The organism is Candidatus Cloacimonadota bacterium, from assembly GCA_016932035.1.
Lineage (GTDB): Bacteria > Cloacimonadota > Cloacimonadia > JGIOTU-2 > JGIOTU-2 > Celaenobacter.
On the sequence record JAFGDR010000008.1, the window covers coordinates 21,032 to 47,427 of the forward strand.

Sequence of the window (26,396 nt, forward strand, 5' to 3'; positions counted from 1 at the left end):
CTTATTTTACTTCTTCGGGATGATCGGGAACGTCATAAAGAATGTCATCCCAGGGATGTCTGTAAAGTGGTGTTTTCAATCTTTTCTGATCAAAGTAATGTCCCATGAATCCCATTGTTCTTCCAATAATGAAGAAGGCATTGAAGAATCCCATATCGATCATTTCCTTGATTTCATCGTCTTGGTAGTTCAAGCTCTTTAAAAGGTCTACAAAGAGTACACCGATTGTTCCGTCAACGTTCAATATCAAAGTACCTTTTTTCTTTGTAGTCACATCTTGTACAGCCAGCGCATAATCAAGAAGTGGATGTTTTGGGAAATGTTCTTTGGCAAAGTTCATCATGATCTCACATCTCTCATCAGGATTATCGATACTGTGAATTCTGTGGCCGATTCCCTGGATCATCACATTCTTCTTTTTCATTTCAGTCACAAAATCACGTGGTTCAAGATTGTTCTGAAGTCCCCAGGTGAAATGATTTGCAGCACCATTTACCGCTCCACCAAAACGTGGACCGATCGTAACGATACCGCTGATGATCGATTCGATCAGACCTTTGCCGGCTCGTGCTGTCACAATGGTATTGTGTGCACCGGAAACAGCAGGTCCGTGATCTGCAACGATCTGAATAACCAGTTCAATGAAATCTCGAGCATACTGAGGAAGCTTCTTTTTAAACCAGAGCAGTCCCAGAACTCCACCGATACCATACCCTTCTTTGATTACCTGGTCGATCGGAACTCCACAATAATTATGAATTTCACCTGTTTCATCACAAATAGTGGAGATGAAGTTTGTTGGTTTTCTTACCAGCCCTTCTGCAACTGCCTGAGCATAATCCATTGGAATATTTGGAGTATCAGGTTCCACGATCTCTTCGATCTTACCTTCAACTTTCAGTTTATCAAATGTTTCTTTGATCTTTTGATCGTAATCTTCAAATGAATCAGGAACGATAACTCCAGCTTCTCTAAGAGCAGCATTTTTTGCTTTGGCTGTGTCTGCTTCGCTATCTGCTTTTGCTCCGGCATGTCCAAACTGAACACCACCAGGAAGCATCTCTGCACACGTTCCTGTTACCCACATTACCAAAGGTTTCGTGAGTTTCTTATCTTTGATGGCTTGGATGATCTGATATTCATCTTTTCCACCAACCTCACCCAGCGCAACCATCATTTTGATGTTTGGATTCTGCTCGTAGCGCAGTAAATGATCGATGAGGGTAGTGGCCGGGTAAACATCTCCACCTACAGCGTATCCTTCGTAGATTCCATCAGTATTTCTGGCAACAATGTTATACCCTTCGTTGGAAAGTCCACCGGAAACAGAAACGAATCCAACTGAACCAGGACGATAAAGTTTTGTGTCTCTGATGTTATCAATAGTTCCAGCAGCATTACCGATCTTGAAACAACCAGGCTTAAGCCCACCAACTGTTGCCGGTCCGATGATCCATTTGCCTTTTTCTTTGGCAATTTTCGCGATCTTGCGTACATCTCTTTGCGGAACACCTTCTGCGATCATCACGATCGTTCGAATGTTGTCTGTTTCCAGCGCTTCCATAGTAGATTCTGCACAGGAACGCTCGGAAGCAAAATTCACCATTACATCAACTTCGGGATGATTTTCCAAACCTTCTGCAACTGTTTTGTATCTGGGAATTCTAATCTCTTTTGTTCCCCAAAAGAGCTTGTAATAACCAGTTCCTGTAGGAGTAATAAAAGCTGCCACAGATGGAGTTTCTCTTTTGCAAAGATAATCGAAATCCAACATTCTCTGTGCTGCTTTCTGCTGTGCCCCATAAATGAAGGAGCGTGTATTTTTATCGAAGAGTTCATAGTTTTTCATTATGCACCTACCTTCTGACCAAGTGCCAGAGATACGATTTTTGTCATGTGCGTTTCAGGACCATACACCTCGATTGGAATACCGAGTTTTTCACCCAGTCTTTTCATAATGTTAAGACCTTCCACATAATTAGGTCCGCCACGACGAACATATATTTTTACGTTAGTTTCTTTTATTTTATCTTTGAATTCTGTGATCGCCTGCACGATTCCGGTAAATGTTTTTGCCACGTCGGTAAAGTTGGCAATTCCACCACCGATAAGCAGGAATTTTGGTCTGCCCTGTGGATCTTTCCTGCGGGTCATCAGATCAAGAACAGTCTTTGTGTAAACGTAAGTATCCTCGGTAGAGGGATTTCCACTATATTCCCCATAATTTGCCAGTTCCTTGTGATATCCAAGATCTACAACTGTATCAGCATAAATAACAGAAGCACCACCACCGGCTACCAGGTTCCAGATGCGTCCTTCAGGATTGAGAATTGTAAGCTTGAGCGAAGCACCGGTTCTTTCATCGATCTCATCAATCTTCTCTTCTTCCAGAGTTTTCTCCAAGCCAAACGGACTTGGGAACTTAAGATCTCCCCAATATTCTGCACACTGATAGGACGCATAATCATCAACTTTTGCCACAGCATCCAGTGCAACCGGAACACCATCTACAAAGGTGAATGGATTAAGTTCAAGATATACAAAATGATATTCTACAACCATTTTGTAGAGGGCAGTAATGAATTCAGCAACTGTTTGCTTTCTTTCTCCAAGTTCAGCAGGAAGGAAACCTTCCACATCCTGATCTTCGATATCTTCTATAATGGGAATATCAAGCGTAACAACTGTATCCCACACCTCTTCGATATTCACTCCACCCTTTGTGGAAAAGTGAATTGTATCATTATCGCGGGAAGTAGTGATTGCAATGTAATACTCTTCTTCGTGCGGAACGAATTTTTCTACTAGAAACTGATTCAGTTCACCGGTAGTTTCACCTGTTGTCTGTTTTATCGTAAAGGTTTTGTTCATGCGCTCTTTGATCCAGGATTGAACTTCTTCCCAGTTTTTGTTTACGAAAAGCAGGTTATTCAAACCTCTTTTACCAAAAAGCTGATCTGGTTTTGCCACCAGCTTGGTTGTTTTGAGCCACTGGTTTTCGTCTGCCAGTTTCTGCAGATCTGTGTTGGGTCCGATCAAAACTTGAGAGGCTTCAAACTTGATCTTTCCATGAGAAAATTCAGGAAGAGCTTTCGACATCATTCTTTTGGCATCGAATTCCCTGATTCCTTTTTGTGCCATTATCACGTTCTCCTATTTAATTTCTATGAATTATTTTTTCATCATTGCCAAAGTACCGCCAGCCAGAAGGATCTTCTTCTGACGATCGGAAAGCGAGTATTTTGCTTCGATCTCGATACCTTTAGATAGATTTTTAACGATCAGATTTTTCCCTTCTTTCAGGGCTATCTTAATATTGGAAATTTCCAGTTCATCTGCCTGATCGATCTTGTCATAATCTGCTTCATCCACAAAGTTCAAAGGCAGAATTCCAAAGTTGATAAGATTGGCATTGTGAATTCTCTCCATCGATTTTGCCAGAACTGCTTTCACTCCCATGTACATTGGGCATAAAGCTGCGTGTTCACGGCTGGAACCTTGTCCGTAGGAAAGTCCTGCAACGATGATGTTATCTTTTCCGCTGTCCCTAATTTCTTCCGCTCTGTCGTGGAACGTAGGATCAACCACTTCAAATAGGAATTCAGAGTATTTAGGAACGTTCGAACGGTATTTCATTTTGGAGCCTGCTGGAATAATGTGATCTGTGGTGATCTTATCTTCTACTTTGAGTGTAACAACCCCACCGATTTTATCCTGCAGAGGTTTAGCTGCGGGAGGATCGCCAATGTTTGGTCCACGATAGATCTCTGTTTTCTCAGCATCCTGCGGGAAGATGAACATGGAATCATCAATGTAGAATTTTTCCGGCATTTTCACGTTGGGATATTCAATTCCCAGTTTTTCCAGATCTCTGGGATCAGTGAATTTTCCTGTGATTACTGCTGCTGCCGCTGTTTCCGGGCTAACAAGATAGGCATTGGCAGATTTGGTTCCTGATCTTCCCAGGAAGTTACGGTTACTGGTTCTCAAAGAAACTGCATCTGTTTTGGGAGACTGACTGTTTCCAATACAGAAACCACAAGCCGATTCAGCTATACGAGCTCCGGCAGAAACGATGCTGGCAAAACCACCATCTTTCATGATGTTTTCTATAACCTGTTTGGAACCAGGAGTTACTACGAAACTTGTATTTGGATGAAGTTTTCTGCCTTTCAGGATTTCAGCAACTGTCATCATATCTGTGTAGGAAGAATTCGTACAGCTTCCTAGGCAAACCTGATCTACATCTATCTCACCGATCTCTTTTACCGTGCTGATGTTGCCCGGACTATGAGGAGTGGCAGCCATTGGAACCAATTCAGAAAGATTTATTTCTACAACTTGATCGTACTTAGCATCTTCGTCTGCGATTAGTTCCGACCAATCTTCTTCTCTATCTTGAGCTTTTAGAAATTCTTTGGTAATCTCATCACTGGGGAAGATAGAAGTTGTAACTCCGCATTCAGCTCCCATATTTGTGATGGTTGCTCGTTCAGGAACTGTAAGCGTTTTCACGCCAGGTCCGCCATATTCAAATATGCAGCCCACGTTTCCCTTGGTTGTGAAAATTTCCAATACCTTAAGGATAACATCTTTTGCTGCTATCCAGGGTTGGAGTTCACCGGTCAGGTTGATCTTGATAACTTTGGGATAAGGCAGGAAAAAAGCTCCGCCAGCCATAGCTACTGCGACGTCCAAACCTCCGGCACCAATTGCCATCATTCCGATTCCTCCACCGGTTGGAGTGTGAGAATCTGAACCAAGCAAGGTTTTTCCTGGTTTACCAAATCTTTCCAGTTGAACCTGATGACAAATTCCATTTCCGGCACGAGAATATACAATGCCGTATTTGGCTGCAACAGACTGCAGATACTTATGATCATCAGCATTTTCAAAGCCGATCTGAACTGTGTTGTGATCGACATAACTAACAGATAGTTCTGTTTGCACTTTGGGAACTCCCATGGCTTCAAACTGAAGATAAGCCATTGTTCCTGTAGCATCCTGAGTAAGTGTTTGATCAATCTTGATTCCAACCTCATGACCTTTCTCAGGTTTACCTTCCACTATATGTGTTGAAAGAATCTTTTCAACAATATTCTTACCCATTATAAACCTCTTATGATACTATTTATTTTCAAGAATATTTAAAAAGTTCATATGAATAGTCGTAATTAGTTTTCTAATTCTGTAAGTGTTGAATTTTAATGATATTTGTATATTTAATTTTCAATGGTACAATAGTTAAAAGGAATATGTGTTTATAAATTATTCATGAAATTTGTGCAAAAAAAAAATCCATGCAATAGGTGTCAAAACTTTTAGTTAAATATTTATATCATCACATTCTATTTGCTAAAATTTATAAACTTGATTTAGTCGAATATAAATGTTTATGTCAATCTTCTAATTTTCCAAGTGTTGATATAAAGCGTAATCAGATGTGAAAGATATGTTGAAATGTTACAAAATGTTTATGTCAAATCACGTAATGAGTAACAATTAATTCTGCTAACTTACAAAAAAGTCCACGAGAAATAGTGGGCTTCTTTATGTTGTCATAAATTCTATTAAAAACTTCCGAACATGACAGCCAGACCAACTGAAAGATTGGATAGATCATTCTTAGCAAGATAACCGCTAAAATTATTCGGGTCAATGCCAGAAATATACCGATAGCTGATCCCAGCATTTATTCTGATGGTTGATGAAATATTTAACACCCCATCAATACCTGGTTCCAAGATAAATATCATGTCATTCTTGCCGGTATCGTTCCCATTCCTTGTACTCACCACACCAGTTCCGATCAGCGTATTGACCTGCCAGTGAATGATATTGTCTGACATCCCGATATACTCAAGAATAATTCCTCCGTATCCGAGATTAATAAAATTTGTGTCTGGCTGAGCAGCATTGATTGGAATATCGTTCATGAGTCCATAAGCTCCACCCCCAACAGAAAACATACTGTTGAAAACCCATCCTCCACGGGCACCAACAATCAGTGCATCCTCATTGTTGATCTTAGTATATTTAGCAATGGGTCCACCAAAAACTCCTGATAATGAACCGGATGAGAAAAGTGATTCAGCATGAGCATATATCGAAAACATAAATACTAAAACAAAAACAAAACTTATAATCTTTTTATTCATGAAACCTCTCTTTTGATGTATCAATTGTACGTTGAAAAATTTTTGTAAAGAATTTATGGTTTGACTGAGAATTTCTTGACATCAATATGTATGAAATAGTCAATATTTTCTGTGGTAAGTAATTCTATCAGCATCCTCAGGACTGGATCTTCAAATATTTTAAAACTTGGAGGTTGTATGGTTAAAAAAATAATAATCGTGATAAATATTCTTTTACTCGTTGCTTGCAGTTGTGTAAAAAGACCAACAAACATTACCCGAAACATTAAAGAGAAGGTCATCGCGGACCTTAATACTGATTTTTTTTCGGAATCAATTGTGGTCAGTCCTGATGGCAGGCATATTGCGTATATTGAAGATGTCTATTCGGGTTTAAGGGTAGTCGTTAATGATAGCCCAAAGGAACGGTATGACGACATCGGTATTGGGACACCAGTATTCAGTCCCACAAGTAAATTTGTTGCATATTTCGTGTATTATAAAGGTTATAGTGGGGGGATATTTGGATTGTTTGCAGAAGATTCCTACTGGAAAGTAGTTGTCGATTCTGATGAACATGATTACTCCAGATCGGGATTTGTAGATGCATCATTGATTATCAGTCCCGATGGAGCTCATGTTGCATATGGTGCATATCATGAATGGGGTTCTGATATGGTTTATGACTATGTGACACTACCCGGTATGATCCCTTCGGAATTGGATTCGGTTGATTCATTATATGTTTATGAGGTATGTCCTCCGTTTATCTTTAGTCCTGACTGCAAAACGTTTGTTTATGTAGGAGAAGAACTCAGCGGCGAAAGGTTTATCGTAAAAGACCAATTTGCAGGAAAATCGTATGACTATGTGTATCCCAATTCCCTCGTTTTTAGTCCCAATGGTGAGAAGCTGGCGTATATTGTTGTAGATTCAGGGCTTGAGAAAGTTGTGGTAAACGGGATAGAGTTAGCAGGATATACATCAATATCGGAGTCATCTATACGATTCAGTCCGGATAGTCAGCACCTTGCCTATTTTGCCTACGATGGGAACAATTGGCTCGTCATTAAAGATGGAGAGGAGAGTATGCCGTATGATGACCTCGGTCAAATCATTTTCAGTCCCGACAGCAAACACCTTGCTTATACTGCTAAGGATGGAAATAAATGGATTATCATAAAGGATGAGAAAGTAATATCCCAGCATTCAGCAATTTTAGAAAATACATTAACATTCTCACCGGATAGCAGGTATCTTGTATATGCTGTAGAAGCAGACAGCGGTATAGTGATCTATGAAAATTCAAAACCCACAGCGTATCATCAAGCTTTGGTAACGCCACCAATTTTCAGTTCTGATGGTCAATTCCTTGTATATACAGTAGAGAAAAATAAAACTCAATCAGTTGTGATAAATGGCAATATCGGCAAGCAATATCCTGCTATCATTTCACATAATGGGGGACGAGTAGCATTTGATAACAATAACTCAATCCACTATCTTGTCGTTAAAGATGATAATAACGTATATCTTGTGGAGGAGCAGATTTTTTATTGATCAACAAATAACACTTTTACAATAAATATCATCTTGTCACGATCAAATGATTTTGCTCTTGTATGAGAGGTTTTTTCAGTATGTAGAAATTATCATAAATGTATTGTGTAATCTCTTTCTTCTGGTCGGCTGTATAATCGTGGACATTAGGATAAAGAAGGATCATCCAGATCACTGCCATAAATTTCTCAAAATCATTAATAAAGAATTTCACTTTGTGAGTTTCTTGATGTATATGAGTATTTTGGAAAACAGGATTATGTCCCAACTTTTCACCGAATGCTCTCAGATCCTGATCATTGTGAACACCAAAAAACTTACCCGCAAAATGATTATATAACCAGGTAGTTGAATCCTTCTCTTCACATCGGGAAGACATCATGACAGCATGAATCGCACCTTTCTCTGACAATAAAATATCCTTTAGCGTATTGAAAAACACTTCCCAAACCGATGCGCTGCAATAGTACAAAGAGTGATGAAGAACGATCAAATCAAGTCTCTTTCCATCAAGTATATTCTTTTTAAAACTCTTTGCATCGATTTCGTGAAGAAGAGTTTTATTATAATCTGCTTCAACGGTCTGCACATGATCTATGGAAAGGTTTTTAATTCTTGCTTTAATGATCGAGAGTGGATGAGGATCGATATCCAACAAATACAATTTCCCTCGGAAAGCCGATTCAAGGATTTGGAATTGTGGCTCAGATCCTGAACCAATTGAAAGTGCTCTCAAATCATTGCCTGTAGATGAAAGTTTGAATTGTTGCCGCACCAGCTTCATAAGAACCTGGGCTATATCGACCTTATCGCTGCTATGCTGGCACCAGATCGCATTTTCCTCATTCATGTCGACATCACCAGCTGCCATACCCTTCTGTATCAATTCCTCAACAGAGCTTGAAACACCCATAAGATATCCTTACAAAGTTTTGGACTATTGTAGCAGGATCATCCTTTTTGTTTCAAGATTTTCACAATCAAGGAACAATTGATAGAAATACACACCTGACGGCATTCTTTCGCCATTTTCGTCAGTGCCATCCCAGTGCAAAACCTGTGAGAGTTGATTTCCGGAATACAAGGTTTTCACTCTCTGCCCGATGAGATTGTATACTGCTAATTCCACGTGACCTGATTGTATCAAAGAGTAAGAAATTTCTGTCGACCCATTAAAGGGATTCGGGGTATTCTGATGGAGATACGTTTGTTCTGTTCCAATGTGTGGATCTACTGAATAGATCGGTTCGATATTCCATAGATCGAGACTGTCTAGAACTGTGTTTGTTCCCACAGTTTGAAAATTTGTTACTTCATCTTCATCGATTCCTGGATTATAATTCACCCCAATGCAGCTCTGCTGGAAAACCGTTGCAAAGATCGTACACGCCATAAGATATGAACCTCTGAGCGATGGATGATTCCAGTCACTCATATGCAGGTAATGAAGTGGAAAATTAAGATCAACCAGTACTTTCTTCCATGACCATCCAACCGGAGCGATCTCGAAACCGATCATATTCGACCACTGAAGGGTATTATCATAAATATGATTCTGCATATCCACATACGTGTCCGTCCAACCAGGTACCCATGTCATACCATCCTCAAATGCCCATGGCATGCAAAATACCATCTTAGTGGAATCGCAGTTGTTTATGATCTTGTTCCGTAAGATCACCAACGCTGGATACACAGGATGCGCAGTATAATAATTCGGATATGCAGTTACACTTCCACACCCCTGGAGGATGACGTAATCCCAATCCTTCTCCTGTATCTTTGATTCAGTTACCATATTGTACGCATGGTCATAAAGATAGAGACCGTTGACAGCATAAATATCAAATTCAACCACAATACCAGCGCTGTCAGCAAGATTTTGAAGATGGTTTCTCAGGTTATGATAGTTAAAATAACTCGAGCCGATCAGGAGCATATCCAATGGATCCTTTTGTGACTGACCTGCAATCGAAGCACAATTTATAAGTAGCATGAAAAGGATAATACTACTTACAAAAACCCCTTTTCGTGTTTTCATCAAGACCTCCGAAAATAACGATGTTTCTATCTCAATAGGATCAACTTCTTTGTGTCAACTGTTTTTCCATTCATAACCATCTTGTAGAAATACACTCCACTCTCAATTTCTTTTCCTTGCTCATCCTTGCCATCCCACATAACCGTATGTTTGGATGTATTTCCTGAATAGAGTGTCTTTACGAGTTGTCCTTTGAGATTATAGATCGCAAGATCAATCAGTCCTGTTTCTGGGAGATTAAATGAAATTCGAGTTGATGAGATAACAGGATTCGGCTCATTTTGCAGCAATCCAAAATATTCTGGCTCAGCTATGCCACTATGTCCAGAATTTCCTTCATCTGGAATAGTGAGAACTGCTACATTATTGTAATGGTGAACCATTCCACTATAATCTATAGATTCTAACCAATAATAATAAGTATCACCAATTTCAGGATCCAGCATACTGTCTTCAAATACATAATTACTCTGTAAGGTTGTCGTACCCTGCCCCTCTATCATTTCTGAAATAACCTCTGCTGATGAAAAATTATTTTCTTCACTTCTGTAAATAAACCAACCCATATTATCAGTTTCGGTCTGGGTTGACCAGTGAATGGTTGGAGTGTTATTGATGAATTGAGCTGTGAACGTGGAGAGAACGATTGGCAGTGTTGTTTCAATTGTTCCTACACGAGCTGTACCATAACTTGAATTTCCCACGTCAGTATAGGTAAATATCGCATGTTTTGCATCCTGAGCAATTACATATAGATCTTCTGTTTGTCCACTATTAAAGTCACCTTGTTCTCCATAACTGATGGTAGTTCCATCAACAAAACCGACTCTTGCATATCCGGTTGTGTATCCAGGGAGTCCCTTACAAGCAACAATGAAATGAGTTGGTCCAAGACGAGCTGTTGTAGGATAATCAGTTCCTCCTGAAGGTTCTGAATGAAAAGTATACTCTGAACCGTAAGATATTGTACTTCCAGAAACGGTGCCAACTATTGAGTTTCCAGAACCATCATAATATGCTACAACGAAGGAAGTTGAGGTTAAGGCCGCTACACTAGGTTTTGAAGTGGAGCCAATATTAAAAACATATTCGCTTCCAAAAGTTATCGAATTTCCAGATATTGTTCCTATTGTTGCGGTTCCGCGTTCATAATTTCCATGATCCTTATAGGTAACAACAATGTGTGTGTCATCCAGCTTAGCAACTGATTTATCATCCGTTCTTCCTGAGTTAAATGTGGATGGTGAACCATATGAGATAGTGGTTCCAGATACAGTGCCAATTATAGCCCTACCATTACTATTATCACCATCATCTCTATAAACGATAACAAAGTGGGTGGCATCTAATTTTGCAGTACTTGTATGAGTTGTACTGCTTGAATTAAATGTGTAAGATGAACTAAATGAAATTGTAGAACCAGAAACTGTACCTAATACTGAAACTCCCGGATACACTCCACCCCTTTGTCTATAAGCAACAACGAAATGAGTTGCATCTAAAGCAGCTACACTCGGAAAATAAATATAATCTTCATCAAAAACATAATTTGAACCAAATGAAATTACATTACCTGAAACTGTTCCTATTACAGCTTCTCCCCCATAATCATTGCCATTATTATAAACAACAACAAAATGATTATCATCGAGTAATGCTGCACATATAAACATAGTGGCATCACTATGAAATACATATTCACTACCAAATGTTAAGTCACCCTCTGCTTTGCTATCATTTAAGTAATCCACAACATCTTCTGCAGTAAATGACGAATTTTGTTCTGAGGAAAAGTGATCTTTTAGAAAAGACGAATTGGCATAAAGAGTGAGCGACCAAAATATCAACAGAAAAAAAAGATAGATTTTTTTCATTTATACTCCTTTGAACCTCATAAGCAATTTTCTTCATTACTATCCAGTAGAGGATATACAGGAGTATCAAATACTCGAAAAATTAATATTTTATTACTTAAAAACTGTCAAGAAAAATTCCCAAAAACGATATGTTATTTCATCAGTATTAACTTCCTAATACCTTCAATTTTTCCATTTACTATCAATCTATAGAAATACACTCCGTTCTCGAGCTTTTTCTCATCTTCATCCTTACCATCCCACATCACGGTATGTTTGGATGTCTTACCAGAATAGAGCTTTTTTACAAGCTGCCCTTTGAGATTATATATCGCAAGATCAACCTTGGCAGTTTCTGGTAAGTTAAATGCTATTCGAGTTGATGAAACAACCGGATTCGGTTCATTTTGAAAGAGTCCAAAACGTTCTGGAACCGGAACAAGATTATTATTCGAACCATGTGTATCTGGAATCGTCAGTATCGCAACTCTGTCATAATGTTGTATTATTCCGCTGTAATCTACAGATTCCAACCAGTAGTAATAGGTATCTCCCACTTCAGGATTCTCAATATCATCTTCATAGGTATAGAACTGCTGTTGCGTGGTCGTTCCCTGTCCTTCGATCATATCAGATATCACTTCTGAGGATGAGAAATTGTTCTCTTCATTTCTATATATGAACCATCCCATATTATCTAATTCGGACTGGGTTGACCAATGGATCGTTGGAATGTTTTCTATGAATTGTGCGGTGAAAGTAGAGAGAATAACAGGAAGTGTTCCAGAGCCCCCACTTGCAACCACAAAGTCAGAGAATGAAGTAAATCCACTTGCTGCAGCAGCATATGGTCCTGTGCCACCCCAGGATGCTGATTTCGTTTCCCAATTCGTTCCAGAACCAAGATAGCGCCCCATTACAAGTTGATTTTCTATGTCAAAGTTACCACCTGTTTCTCCACCATTCCACTGAAGCATAAGTAATGCATCCGACCAGCCTGCAACATCTTCGGTGATCGTCCATGTTCGATTGACCACTCGCGTTGCATCTACGATACTACTTGGCGTTCCATCTGTAACTTTTACCGAGAAATTGTCTGGAATTCCACCGTTATTGATAATAACTGGATTGTAGGCAGCATTTCCAATCGGGAAGGTCACATTGCTTCCTCCAACGCTCTTTCTTTTCAGCACTCCTGTACTATTTGTAACAATATAACTATCCGCATCATAATTAGTAATAGAACCCGATGATCCAATGGTGAGTGTATTGCTGCCAAGAGTGACCTTTGAATCATTATTTAAATCTAGGGTGTGATTTACAGTATTAGAATTTCCGAGAACGACTCCGCTCGTATTGGTAACAGTCATATCATAAAAGGTTGTAGAATTATTACCATCAATCGTCTGGCTTGCAGATCCGTCAAACGTCACTTTATGATCATTGTGAGTGAAGGTTCCGTCATTATCCCAGTTACCACTCACGGTAATATTTCCGCTTAGTTCGAGGGTTCCATCAGCAGCTATATTTACATTCTTATAATACGATTTACTATAGAATATTCCATCAGTTACAGTAAGATTATTGTCGACTTGCAGCGATGTGGTCCACCAAGCACTCACTTTTTTATCCGAAGAAGAATTATTAATCACAAGATCATAAAAATCTAAACTCCCTACAAGAAACTGTGCGCCTGAACCTGCACAGGTGACTGTTTGACTGTTATGGGTTAGTTCTCCAAGCTCATATAAATTCCCATAGATGGAAAGACTAGAATTCAGGATAAGTGTTTCGAGCAATCCTATTACAAGAGATTTTGCTGAAGAACTGCTTCCTATTGTTGGAGTATGTCCAAGAGTCCATTTAAAGATACCGACATTTTCTGAATTATCCGGCACCCCTCTGCTCCAATTCTTTGAGTCACCCCATGAAGTGTCGAACCATCCGATCCAAGTATCGAATGCGGTACACTCTACCCAGTCTGCTGTTGGGTCCATATTGTAAAGTGTTCCGTTGTTTCTATTTGTAGTAATATCATACAAGGTGGTTTGTCCATCGGTGTTGAGTTGATCAAACCGATAGTATGCAACAAGATTATCTTCATCTCCATCAAGAGTACGGCACATATTATTCTGTATTTCTTCATCCGACCGGGCGTCATTCCAGATGCGTACTTCGTCTAAAGTTCCTGCAAAATAATCCATTGTTCCAGAAATTGTAGAACCGCCGATATGCCAATTACCGCCAAAAGATGTGGGTGAACTACACCCTACATTATTTTGATATATACCGTTAATATAAATACTTGCTGTGCTCCCATTCCAAGCAGCTGCAATGTGTATCCACTCAGTTGTTGAGACCGTTCCTGCATCACTGTATACTTCATGCCAACTCCCGTCATGAGCAGAAAACCGTAATTTATAATCACTGGTTACCCTTAGCGCTAATGATAAATTTCCTACAGCTCCATTACCTAAAATTGGATTTTCAGCATCAGTAGCATCGGGAAGAATCCACATTTCAATTGTACCTGAAGATGATTCTGCCAGATTAGGTATCTCAACATAATTATCACTCCCATCAAAATCAAGGCACCTTCTCGGACCGGCAAACGCTCCAGAATTTACCCACTCATCTCCGGACATATTTGTAAGTGTACCATCATTGTTCCCAGATGTTGCATCATTCAGAGATGTTCCACTACTTTCACTGAATTTATAATAACCCGTGAGACCTTGCTCGTCTCCATTCAATTCCCTATACATATTTTGACGAATTTCAGAAATATCTCTTACATCACTCCAGATACGCACTTCATCGATCAAACCATCAAAATATCTGCCAGTCATGTTAGTAGTATTTCCAATGTTAACCACTTCGTTGCTTGTATGAATATTTCCACCTTGATTACCTGACACCTCAAGTCTACCATTCAAATAAATATATAAATTGCTACCGTCTGCAACACATGCAATATGATACCATCCATTTAAAATACTCTCACTTAATTGTATTGAACCACCCCCAGTACTAAAATTAAGAAGCCCCCCAGAAGTAAATTGGATCCTCCAAGCATTATCTCCTTTTGTAACAACTCCAGTCCATTGAGATTGAACACTTTCTGCATATATCCAAGCTTCTATAGTCAAGGTTGAAGAAAAATCAAAATTTGATTCATTACTGATTGAAATATAATCATCCTCTCCATCGAAGGTAAGGCAATTATTTTGTGCGAAAATAAGAGATGTTAAAAACAAAAACAAAACAAAAGAAATTAATCTTTTCATGATCACTCCAGTTTTTTGCATTCTGATTGCATAATACATTATATTTTTTTATCTTCCTTTTGAACGTATAAAGATCCAATAATTTTTCGCCTTGCATGTCAAGAAAAACAGGTTGAAGAAGTATTAATCTGTAACATGTATTAGCAAATTCCAAAATTACCAATAAATTTTAATTCTTGACACAAAATCAATGCTGCAAAATTTGGTAACCAACAAATTGCATTCACGCATAACCCGTAAGGAGATTGGATAAGTAATTTGTTATTATCTGGAAAACTTCTATACTATAATAAATTTTAGTTAGACAAAACATCGTTATTCCACGAAAGGAACATCATGGTTAACAAAATTGGTCGCTTAACAGATAGAGATGAGAAAGAACTCAAGCTGGAAACTGAAAAAGCTCTTGAAATTTTTATTGAAAATGAAAAAAAGGGTACAAAGAAATTAGACGATCTTGCTGCATGCAAAAATTATTTCGGTAGAGAGATCGTAGGAAAAACCCTCGCAGAATCAGAGCAAAAAGATAAGCTCAACAAACTGATGAAAGGTCTCCTTGATTCTAAGAATTATGCCAAACGGGCAACAGCATTGTTCTTTTTTCTATACTACTATAAAAAACAACCCGAAGAGATGATCGAGATCGTCAGCGATTATTATGACTCCATCAAATGGGAAGCTGAAAATATCATGGATCAATTCTGGAAAGATTACCCGCAGCTCATGAAAAAAAACATGCTGAAATGGATTGAAAGCAAAGACGAACGCAAGCGATCCCTATCTTTCCATGGATTGGAAAACTTTTCTACAAAAGATCCGCATTTTGTTATGGAATTCATAACTAAGATCATCGATGATGAAAGCCTTGAGGTTCAAAAGAAGATTACCCACACCCTCATACAAATAGCACGATCGCGACCTGCTGAGGTTTATCCATACGTGCAGGAACTCCTTAAGGATGCAGATGACAGGCGTGTAAAAACGATCTGGGTATCAATGAAGAAGCTGGCGAATAGTCTGAAGAGCTCAAATTCAAAAGAGAAGAACAACGATTTCGCACTCCTCACAAAAAACACAATCAAAGACTGGCGTTCCGATAAAAATAAAAAAGTCCACACAATGGGTGATAAACTCTATCACATTATCAAAAACATATAACAAAAAGCATCCGGAGTGAATATGCAACACGTTGATATTATTATCAAAAATGGTTATATTGTAACGATTAATACAGGTATGGATATTATTGAAAATGGTGCAATTGCAATAGAAAAAGACACGATCGTTGCAATCGGGAAAACTAAAGAAATCCTCAAAGAATATACCAGTTCAAACATCATAGATGCATCGACAAAGATCGTCATGCCCGGTTTGATCAACGGGCATACACATATTGCAATGACCTATCTGCGTGGATTTGCAGATGATCTTTTACTGCAATCATGGCTTGAGAATCACATCTGGCCTGCAGAAGAGAAATTTGTGAGAGCACAGTTTGTGTATGATTCCTCATATCATGCTTGTGCAGAACTTATCAAGAACGGAATCACGATGATCAACGACATGTATTTTTATGAGAAGGAAGCTGCTCGAGCTGCCACAAAAGCTGGCATGAGAGCAATTTTCGGAGAAGCGATTCTCGACTTCCCTATGGCATTTCACAAAACTCCCGAGAGCATGATCAATTATTCTGTTGAAGCTTATGAAGAATTTAAAGGGAATGAACGTATCGATTTTGCCATGATGCCTCATTCAATTTACACCTGTTCGAAAAAAAATCTGATTACTGCAGCTGAAAAAGCACGCTCACAGGGAATGCTTATTCATACACATGTTTCTGAAACCAAGAAAGAGGTCGATGACTGTTTGAAAGAACACAATATTCGTCCTGTAAACTATCTTGACTCGATCGGTTTCTTAGGAAATAATGTCTCGATTGCACACGGTGTCTGGATCGATGATGAAGAACAGAAGATACTCGCAGATAAAGACGTCGGCGTTAATATCTGCACTGAATGTAACCTTAAACTCTCTTCAGGTTTTGCACCCATCAAAGGATATAAGGAAAATGGCGTAACGATCTCGCTGGCAACGGACGGAGTAGCGAGTAATAATAACCTCAGTCTACTTGATGAGATGGATATGACCGCTAAAGTTCACAAAGCCATCAATAACGATCCGACATTTCTTAATGCCGAAGAAGTGGTTCGAATGGTTACAATCGAACCTGCAAAAATATTCAATAAGGATAAGGAAGTGGGATCGCTGGAGATTGGGAAAAAAGCCGACATAATTCTTCTTGAAAGAAACAAGCTTGAAAACCTGCCAATGTATAATGTGTATTCACATCTAGTTTATGCAATGCACAGCGAATCCGTTCAAGATGTTATTATTAATGGTAAAATCCTCATGAAAGACAGACAGTTGCTCCACATCGACGAAGACGAAATATTCCAGAAAGCTCGATCGTATCAAGCAAAACTTCAGGAATCACTCAAGTGAATTATTTCTTCTAACCTTATACAATTCATTCTGATTAGAATAATAACGTAATAAATAATCAATACGTTAAATTTCCGTTAATTTTGACAAAGAAACCTCTCCAATTACATTTTAATAAAACTGAAAATTATTATTTAGGAGTATTCATGTATAAATATTTTACAGCATTTCTTGGTGTATTGCTTGTAGCTTTCAGCTTTGCACATGCAGCAAATGTAAATCTAGATTTCACTTTCGATAGACCTGCTCTTGTAGATAATCACATCATAACAGATTTTACGACAGCTGAGCAGATCCCAGGGGAGCCGCTCATGCCTTTTTATGGAGCTAAGATACTTCTCCCTTACGGAGAAAAAATCATTTCAATTAAAACAACTCATTCTGATTGGGAGCTCGTAGCAAATGATACTTACATCGACTTTGCCAGAACTCCGCAGCCAACAAGCGTGAAGGAGATCATTCCTACTCAAAGAAATGAAAAAGTATATTCATCAGATTCACCTTATCCTGCAATGGAATATAAACATGTCAGCACAGAAATGTACACCGGGCATTCAATCGCATTGATAAATATCTATCCGATTCGATACATCCCCAGTTCAGGAATAGTCGAATATGCTTCTGACTGGTCACTTGAGATTGAAACAACATACCACCCAGATCATGCGGTGTACCAATCAAAGATGCTGAAAAATTCCGACAAAACACTTTCCGAGCTCGATATGATGGTTGATAATCCATACGAAACTCAATCCTATCTTGGCAAGGAAACTCCATCATATTATCGTGATGACTTGATAGACCCATCAGAGCCACATGACTATATCATCATAACATCAGAAAACTTCCTTCCGACATTTACGTCTTTTAAGAACTGGAAGATCAACCGAGGTATGCTCGCAGAGATATACACGGTGGAAGATATTTTTGATAATTATGCCGGTTCAACCAATGCTGAGAAGATCAGAAATTTCCTCATCCTTGCATATGCATCATGGCTTAGTACGAGCAATCCTCTTGAATATGTTCTCCTCGGTGGCGATGACGAGATCGTACCTGACGTACAGTTCTATGTTGCAGCAGGAAGCACGATCGGATATATCCCGTCAGACCTTTACTATGGTGGGTTGGACGGCAGCTGGAACGCTGACGGGGATAACAGGTATGGAGAGATGAATGACAATCCTGATTTTTATCCTGAGCTTGCAGTTGGTAGAATTCCCGGTGACACACAGCAAGATTTTGTAAATGCCATATATAAGATTCAGAGCTATACCGATGTTCCAAAACCTGCGCTTGAAAAAGCCTGTATGGTCGGTGAAAATCTTAACTGGAATCCCGTAACCTGGGGCGGTGACTACAAAGATGATGTTGCAACTCGAATCCCAACAGATAATTATCATTTCTATACACTCTATCAGCGCGAAGAAACCTATTCTGGAACTGCTGTAAAAAATGCAATTAATTCAGGAATGGGTATCATAAATCACATGGGGCATGCCAACTACAGTATTCTCATGGGTATGAGCCCTAATACCCCGGATACTTTTACAAATGATGAATATGGATTCATCTATACACAAGGCTGCTATCCGGCTGCATTTGACGATGGAACAAGCAGTAGCAGTGAATGTGTGGGCGAACGCCTTGTTATAGCCGAACACGGGCCAATGGCATTTGTGGGAAATACCCGTTACGGCTGGTATTCTCCCGGTTCAATTGAGGGAACTTCTCAACAATTCGACCGTACTTTTTTTGATGCACTCTTTATTGAAGATATTAGAGAACTCGGTAAAGCTAACGATTATTCAAAAGTAGCGCTTGTCTCTACAGTAGATAATCCCTGGATGCGATGGTGTTATTATGAACTCATCCTTTTTGGAGATCCCGGAACGGAAGTCATCATGACAGATGGCGAATATCCAAACGTTGAGGTGACTAACGTTGATTTCAATGATACCTCTGGCGATAATGACGGTATTATCAATCCCGGCGAGCAGATCGAAATGGTAGTCGAAATCCAAAATTTACCGGACTGGCAGCTTGCTGAGAATATCATCGTTGAATTTATCTGCGACAGTAGCTTTATTTCTATTCAGAATAATACATATAATTTTGGAAATCTATCTCCAGGAAATACTATTAATAATAGCGCGAATCCATTTATTTTCTCTGTTAGTCCAAGCTGCGGATACGAACATATCGAATATCAGCTTCATGTGACTGCCAACCAATCTGCAACGTACTCATTTGATAAGACATATCATAGCACATTCAGCGTTTCTCTTCTTCAGAACAACTGGCCAACCTATCTCGGTGCAGAAGTAAAATCCTCTCCTATAGTGATAGACCTGGACAATGACGAAGTAGATGAGATCGTTGCTGTGGACAGATTGGGAAATATCTTTGCAATAACCACAGATGCGCAAACAAAACCCGGTTTCCCAATTGAGCTTGATGAAGAGATCTGGGCATCTCTTGCAGCCGGTGATCTGGATAATGATGGCGACCTCGAAATGGTTGTAGCTGGAAGAAACGGCATGGTCTATGCCTATCATCATGATGGAACACAGGCATTTTCTTATGAAATAGACGGACAGATCATAACCACACCGACACTTGCAGACCTAAATGGCGACGATTACCTTGAAACGATCATACCATGTATCGACAGTAAATTGTATGTGATCGATCATGAAGGTAATGATTATGGTTCATTCCCCTATGAGTTTTCAGCAGCACTCTGTTCTGATGTTGCAGTTGGTGATATTAATAATGATGGTGTTATCGATATGCTGGTTGGAGGAGTCGATGGAAAAGTACATGCCATCGATAATAATATGAATATTCTTGCAGGATTCCCGGTTCAGACCGAGTCACACATCTGGGCTTCGCCAATTATATTTGATAACGACTTGATCGCATTTGGTAATAGTAGCAATAAACTTTATATCATTGATGGCACAGGTTCAGTAGTTCATTCAGAAGACCTTCCTGCCAGTTTATTCTCATCACCAATCGCTTTTTCAAAGTATCCCGGCGGTGCATTTAATCTTGGATACTCATCAATGGACGGAGGAATCGGTATTCTTGATGCTAGTGGAACGATGATCGATGGATGGCCTCTGAGCATGAATTCAAATTCAAAAACTAGCCCTGTTGCTTCTGATATCAATGGTGATGGTAATGTCGAATTATTGGCTTCCACTCAAGACGGACAAATCTTCTGTTACTCATATGATGGTACAATGCTGCCCGAATTCCCGATTTTCAATCCAACCTCGGTTACTTCTCCAATCTCCCTGCACGATCTTGACGGGGATGGCGATTATGAAATCCTTGCTGGCACAACTTCCGGAATTTCCGTCTGGGATTATAAAGGTGAATACGGTCCATTCCACCCATGGATGATGTATCGTGGTAACATCCAACGAACAGGAAATTATGCGCACAATCAAACATATGCAGTTGAGCCAGAGATTCCTGCAAATAATTTCTCATTGAAACAGAACTTCCCGAATCCTTTCAATAATTCGACAACAATTTCATACAGTCCCGGAACCTATCATTTTGAACAAGCACAAGTAGCCATTTTCAACATCAAAGGACAGATGATCCGTCAGCTTCCTTTTGATACTGGTTCATATTCCGTGCATTGGGATGGAACTGATAGCAGCGGCAAAACCCGTGCAAATGGCGTTTATCTCTACAAATTATTGACAGAGAATTACGAGTCCGATGTAAAAAGACTCCTTTTGATCAAATAAATTTCAGGTGCACCCATAGCTCAGTTGGTAGAGCAGCTGACTCTTAATCAGCGGGTCCAAGGTTCGAGTCCTTGTGGGTGTACCATTTTTTTAATTCTTGGAGCGAATAATGGAAAATGATTTGATACAAGATTTAGAACAACTTTCCATGAATGCATGGCCGTCACTTCAAACCATGCTGTACGATGGCTGGGTACTTCGATTTGCAGAAGGTGTCGCGCGTCGATCAAATTCAGTTAGTCCCATCTTTGGATCAAGTATCGATGTTGAGAAAAAAATCTCCTTCTGTGAAAACCTGTATAAGCAGCACAATCTTCCAACAATCTTTAAGCTTACATCTCGTGTTTTCCCAAAAGATCTCGATGATATACTCACGAAGAGTGGATATCAAAAAGAAGCGGAAACCTCTGTACAGACCTGCGATCTCACTCATGCTCAGTTTGAAACAAAACCTGAAATCATTCTGAGCAATGAACTGAAAGAGGATTGGGTACAATCCTTTGTTGAACTGAATGAATTCAATACAGAAAAATCAGAGATCTATATGAGAATATTAGAGAATATCATTCCGCAAACCGTGTACGCAAGCTACAGGATCAGCAACCAGATCGTGGGATGTGGACTCGCTGTGAAACAGGGAGATCATATCGGGCTTTATGATATTATTGTCGACAAAGAGCATCGGGGTGTGGGATTGGGATACTATATTGTGACTGCACTTATGCAATGGGGAAAGTTAAAGGGAGCTTCAACATCATATTTGCAGGTCATGCTCAATAATGCGGTTGCACTTCATTTGTATGAGAAACTCGGTTTTAAGGAACAATATCAGTATTGGTATAGGATACAATCCTAATCGTCCGTATTATTTGTGTTCAAAAATCACATGTTGTAGAAAAAATTGACGCTCATGTGAATCATCCATTTTAGGTTTCATCAAACAAAACAACAGGAGTATCATGAAAAAGAGAACTCTTCTATCAACTTTCATTATCATCATATTAGCAATTGCTATAAACGCAAATCTTCTTGCCGAAGAAAATATTCAAAATAACGATGCCTGCATCTGGAAAATTGAATCCGACAACAATACCGTATATCTGATGGGTTCGATCCACTTCCTACAACAATCAGATTACCCTCTTGATGAGAAATATTTCCGCTGCTTTGAGGATGCTGAAAACGTGGTCTTTGAGTTGCACTATGACAGCACACAATCTCCTGCATTTCAACAATATACGGTTCTTAAAGCATTCTGTCCTGAAGGAGAAACCTTCCAGAGTATGGTGAGTGATTCCACGTATGACATTACAAGAAAAGCATTACTCGATTTCGGAACACCTCTTGCACAGTTACAGCAATTTGAGCCATGGTTCCTTGCTATAACGATGCTCAGTCTTAAACTTCAGTCTTTGGGATTTAACCCGGAGTTAGGTGTCGATCAGCATTTTTTCAATAGATCAAAAGAAGAGGAAAAAACCATTCTTGCATTTGAAACACCGGAACAACAGATGGACCTGCTTGAATCACTTGGTGGAGATGATCAGGAAAGTTTTCTACTCAAAACGATCGATGAACTTGATGAGATGGAAGCCGGCTTCAGTGACCTTGTGGATGCATGGAAAGCAGGTGATCTAGAGGAATTGAATGAACTTCTTAATAAAGGATTTGAGGATTATCCGGCTCTTAAGCAGTCATTATTGATACAAAGAAACCTTAACTGGATTGATGAGATCGAGGAATTTACTAAGGATAATGAAAATTATCTTATTATTGTCGGTGCAGGTCATCTTGCTGGTGATGAGGGACTGGTAAATCTTCTAACCGAAAAAGGATATTGTGTCGAACAGATTCAAGCAATGCATGAGGAAAATAATGAAAGATAAGATCGAACACTATGATGAAGAATATGACCACGAAGCCGAAGCAACGGGCTGGCTTGGACCGGAAGTATCTTTTGGGCTTTTATACAAGTTCTTAAAACCCGGACAAAAAGTTCTGGATATCGGGATCGGAACCGGTTTGAGTTCAGAGCTTTTTTATAAAGCAGGATTAAAGATATATGGTATGGATTTTTCTGATAAGATGCTGGATGCAGTCAAACAGAAAGGTATTACTGAAGATCTGGCACTGCACGATCTTACCGAGTTGCCTTATCCGTATTCAGAAGACTTTTTTGATATAGCGGTATGTGCAGGTGTATTTAATTTCTTTAAAAATCTGGGTGAAGTATTTACAGAAGTATCACGTATTTTAAAGAATAATGGGTATTTTTCTTTTGTCGTGGGACATCGACGATCAGACGAGGATTCCGCAGTACTAATCGGCTCGGAACATACAGGTTCGGATAGAACGGTGACGATGTATCGTCACTCGAGTGAACAGATACAAAACTGGCTTACTGAAGCGTCTCTGAAGGAAATACGCAGTGTGGAATTTACCGTATTCATGGATAAAGAGAGAACGCGTCGAATTCCTGCAAAGGCATATATTGTACAAAAAATGTAGGGTCAATTCCCCGAACTGATTATCTTTACATCAGCGGTTCACGCTTCGTTGTGAACCCTTCCAAGTCATAATTTTCACCCTTAACTCTCAGTTTGTGAGAGCAGTTTTACAAAAAGATGATTATCAGAAAAAATTATCATACATCATATTATTATTCATTCTCAATTAGATAAAAACTTATTCAAATTCTAATGATCTATTAATTTAAACGAGGAATAAACGAAATATGTTTGTAAATTAGAAATAATAACATTTGACAAAAAAATCCGAATCCCAATCGTTACAAAAATAGAAAATTTTTGTTAAATTGCATAGAATATGTATAATATAAAGTGTGAAAAGATGTATAAACATGATGTAAACATCAATATGTCTTTCTCGATTATGAAAATAAAATTCAGAAAGTTCAGGATTATAATATGAACAAGATTATGAAAAAGACCATTTTGTTAGCAGTGCTAATATTTCTCGGTACTGCTCTGTTTGCAGGAACTGTTGAACACGTGTATCATTTTGACACACCAGAAATATTTCAAAGTAATGAATACCACAAATTAAAGATGGGTGAACTTATATCCTTATCAAAACCTGGTGAACCCGAATTACCGTGTAAGTCCGTTACGTTGCTTCTACCCCCAGGAGAACAAGCTATCAGCATCTCAGTAATCTCTAAAATGAAAAATGATCTGCCCGGAGAATATAAGATTTATCCCAAACAAAAACCATATCCTACTAGTTATCAAGGAGAGGTTGAATTTACAGAACCATATTCGGTAATTTATAACTCTGATATGCTCTTTCCTGAAAAATTACATACACAATTTCAAACTCAATACTTCAGGGGTCATTCGATAGCGATTTGTAATATTTTTCCTGTCCAATATATACCTTCGTCCGGACAGGTTTCTTACTTCTCAGAAATGAAAGTTATAATTGAAACTGAAACAACTACCGAAGCAGAAAAATCATATAATAATTTCTATCGTTCTGATGGAATGACAAGAGTAAGAAATATTGTTGATAATCCAGAACAAATTGATTTATATGCTGCACATTCAAACACTCGAGATGGTGATAACAAATATGTTATTATTACGAGTAGCACATATTCATCAAGTTTCTCTTCTTTTGCTGAGTTCAAAACCAAACAAGGGTATAATGTTTTAATAAAAACGGTTGAGGACATATATTCTGACCCTGATTATAATGGAGTGGATAATCAAGATGAAATCAGGAATTTTATTATATATGCTTATCAAAATCTTGGAACTGATTATGTTCTTCTTGGTGGTGATGTTGAGATTGTTCCTCACCGTGGATTCTGGATAAACACTGGTTACGGTACAGAGGATTATGACATTCCAGCAGACCTTTACTACGCAGCCCTTGATAGGGTTGGATCCGGTGCTGGACCTGACTGGAATGTAGATAGCGATAGTAAATGGGGTGAGACTTCCGAGGCTGATTACTATGCCGAAATATATATTGGTAGAATCTCAGCTGATAGTGGAACTGAATTTAGTGCTGCTTTAAATAAACAGATGATGTACCAGCAAGATCCGGTAGAAACGGATTTAGAGAAAGCAATTATGGTTGGTGAAGAGTTGAATGATGATCCTCTTACCTATGGAGGAACTTATAAAGATGAAATACTAAATGGAAGTTCAAATAACGGTTATACTACAACTGGATTCTCTGGTAATTTCACAATTCAAACCCAATATCAGCGAGATGGATCTTGGGAGTGGGATGATTTACAAGGTAAAATGAACGCAGGAACTAATATTATAAATCATCTCGGACATTCAAACCCAAACTATAATATGAAATTTTCTCGCATTGATGTTACAAATAGTAATCTAACCTCTAATGGCATAAATCATAACTTTTATATAATCTATACACAAGGGTGTTATCCAGCAGCATTTGATAATAGATGGTCTAATGGCAGTTATGATTCACAAGATTGTATTGCAGAATATTTCACGACTATTAGTAATGGCTGTGTTGCTTTCATTGGTAACTCTCGTTATGGTTGGTACCATCCGGGGGGAACCGATTCTGGCTCTCAGTATATGGACAGGCAATTCTTTGATGCATTATTTGGTGAGAACATTTACATGCTTGGTGCGCTGAATGAAGATTCAAAGGAGGATGGGGCATCGCAATGTAATAGCGATCCCTGGTTCCGCTGGTCATATTATTGTGTTAATTTACTCGGCGATCCATCACTTGACGTCTGGACTGATAGTCCTTCAACCCTTACACCGAGTTATGCCAGTTCTATAGATGCAACTGAAACCCAGCTGTATGTTTCTGCTGGTGTTAGCGGAGCACTTGTTGGTTTGTCACAAAACGGAGATCATATTGGAAGAGGAATAACTGACGGAACTGGAAATATAACTATTACATTTGAAAATCCTCTTTCAGTGGGTACAATGGATATTTATATTACTACTCACAATTATAATTTATACATAGGTTCAATAGATGTTGAATCTACTGATCCAATATTTTACTTGAATCCAGTTTCCATTGATTATGGAATTGTCGTTGTAGGAGAAAATTCTACAGATCAATTCACAATAAAAAATAACGGTGCTGGAACTTTGACAGGTGATATTACTACTCCGAATGGATACACAGTTGCAGAAACAAGAGGAAAAATTTCTAAAGAGCAGTATTCTAAAATAAAAGATAAGGACTTTGCTAAAAACACAATCTCCTATAGTTTGACT

At 38.8% G+C, this 26,396-nt stretch carries 16 protein-coding genes and 1 tRNA gene; 9 read left to right on the plus strand and 8 right to left on the minus strand.

The genetic code is table 11. The features are described 5' to 3' along the window. Position 1 precedes the first annotated feature (1 nt). The 4 genes from JW794_00905 to JW794_00920 form a co-directional block, all read right to left on the minus strand. The gene (locus JW794_00905) at positions 2-1,849 is read right to left on the minus strand and encodes an ATP citrate synthase (GenBank protein ID MBN2016686.1); all 1,848 of its coding nucleotides are present in this window, start codon (positions 1,847-1,849) and stop codon (positions 2-4) included. Next, positions 1,849-3,141: an ATPase gene (locus JW794_00910; protein ID MBN2016687.1), complete on the minus strand. Its 1,293-nt coding sequence runs from the start codon at positions 3,139-3,141 to the stop codon at positions 1,849-1,851. The genes JW794_00905 and JW794_00910 overlap by 1 nt, the downstream gene beginning before the upstream one ends. Positions 3,142-3,171: 30 nt before the next feature. After that, on the minus strand, positions 3,172-5,109 hold the full coding sequence (locus tag JW794_00915) for an aconitate hydratase (protein MBN2016688.1): 1,938 nt from the start codon (positions 5,107-5,109) through the stop codon (positions 3,172-3,174). A 461-nt stretch (positions 5,110-5,570) separates the two neighbouring features. Then, on the minus strand, positions 5,571-6,116 hold the full coding sequence (locus JW794_00920; protein ID MBN2016689.1) for a hypothetical protein: 546 nt from the start codon (positions 6,114-6,116) through the stop codon (positions 5,571-5,573). Positions 6,117-6,335: 219 nt separating this feature from the next. On the opposite strand from JW794_00920, the gene JW794_00925 reads away from it, so the two are divergent. Then, on the plus strand, positions 6,336-7,697 hold the full coding sequence (locus tag JW794_00925; GenBank protein MBN2016690.1) for a PD40 domain-containing protein: 1,362 nt from the start codon (positions 6,336-6,338) through the stop codon (positions 7,695-7,697). 28 nt (positions 7,698-7,725) lie between these two features. Here the strand turns inward: JW794_00925 and JW794_00930 are convergent, their stop codons facing one another. From JW794_00930 to JW794_00945, 4 genes are all read right to left on the minus strand, one after another. After that, a complete protein-coding gene (locus JW794_00930) occupies positions 7,726-8,610 on the minus strand; it encodes a class I SAM-dependent methyltransferase (protein MBN2016691.1) in 885 nt (294 codons plus the stop codon). Positions 8,611-8,634: 24 nt separating this feature from the next. After that, positions 8,635-9,738 (minus strand): T9SS type A sorting domain-containing protein, encoded by a 1,104-nt coding sequence (locus JW794_00935; protein ID MBN2016692.1) that lies wholly within the window; start codon positions 9,736-9,738, stop codon positions 8,635-8,637. A 26-nt stretch (positions 9,739-9,764) separates the two neighbouring features. Continuing rightward, a complete protein-coding gene (locus JW794_00940; GenBank protein MBN2016693.1) occupies positions 9,765-11,612 on the minus strand; it encodes a T9SS type A sorting domain-containing protein in 1,848 nt (615 codons plus the stop codon). A 134-nt stretch (positions 11,613-11,746) separates the two neighbouring features. Further along, on the minus strand, positions 11,747-14,881 hold the full coding sequence (locus tag JW794_00945) for a T9SS type A sorting domain-containing protein (protein MBN2016694.1): 3,135 nt from the start codon (positions 14,879-14,881) through the stop codon (positions 11,747-11,749). Between the two features lie 336 nt (positions 14,882-15,217). Here JW794_00945 and JW794_00950 point away from each other — a divergent pair, with 336 nt between their 5' ends. From JW794_00950 to JW794_00985, 8 genes are all read left to right on the plus strand, one after another. Beyond that, a complete protein-coding gene (locus JW794_00950) occupies positions 15,218-16,039 on the plus strand; it encodes a DNA alkylation repair protein (GenBank protein ID MBN2016695.1) in 822 nt (273 codons plus the stop codon). 21 nt (positions 16,040-16,060) lie between these two features. Then, complete coding sequence (locus JW794_00955; protein ID MBN2016696.1) at positions 16,061-17,383, plus strand: amidohydrolase; 1,323 nt, start codon at positions 16,061-16,063, stop codon at positions 17,381-17,383. 146 nt (positions 17,384-17,529) lie between these two features. Next, the gene (locus JW794_00960; protein MBN2016697.1) at positions 17,530-21,150 is read left to right on the plus strand and encodes a VCBS repeat-containing protein; all 3,621 of its coding nucleotides are present in this window, start codon (positions 17,530-17,532) and stop codon (positions 21,148-21,150) included. Positions 21,151-21,159: 9 nt separating this feature from the next. Further along, positions 21,160-21,235 (plus strand) — tRNA-Lys (locus JW794_00965). A gap of 24 nt (positions 21,236-21,259) precedes the next feature. After that, positions 21,260-22,006, plus strand: a complete 747-nt coding sequence (locus JW794_00970; GenBank protein MBN2016698.1) for a GNAT family N-acetyltransferase — start codon at positions 21,260-21,262, stop codon at positions 22,004-22,006. Positions 22,007-22,109: 103 nt separating this feature from the next. Beyond that, positions 22,110-23,036 carry a TraB/GumN family protein gene (locus JW794_00975; protein ID MBN2016699.1) on the plus strand — a complete coding sequence of 309 codons (927 nt, stop codon included), beginning with the start codon at positions 22,110-22,112 and terminating at the stop codon, positions 23,034-23,036. Next, entirely contained in the window at positions 23,026-23,658 is a 633-nt protein-coding gene (locus tag JW794_00980; protein MBN2016700.1) for a methyltransferase domain-containing protein, read from the plus strand. Before JW794_00975 ends, JW794_00980 begins: the two co-directional genes overlap by 11 nt. Positions 23,659-24,077: 419 nt before the next feature. Then, on the plus strand, positions 24,078-26,396 hold a 2,319-nt coding region (locus JW794_00985; GenBank protein ID MBN2016701.1), incomplete at its 3' end, for a hypothetical protein.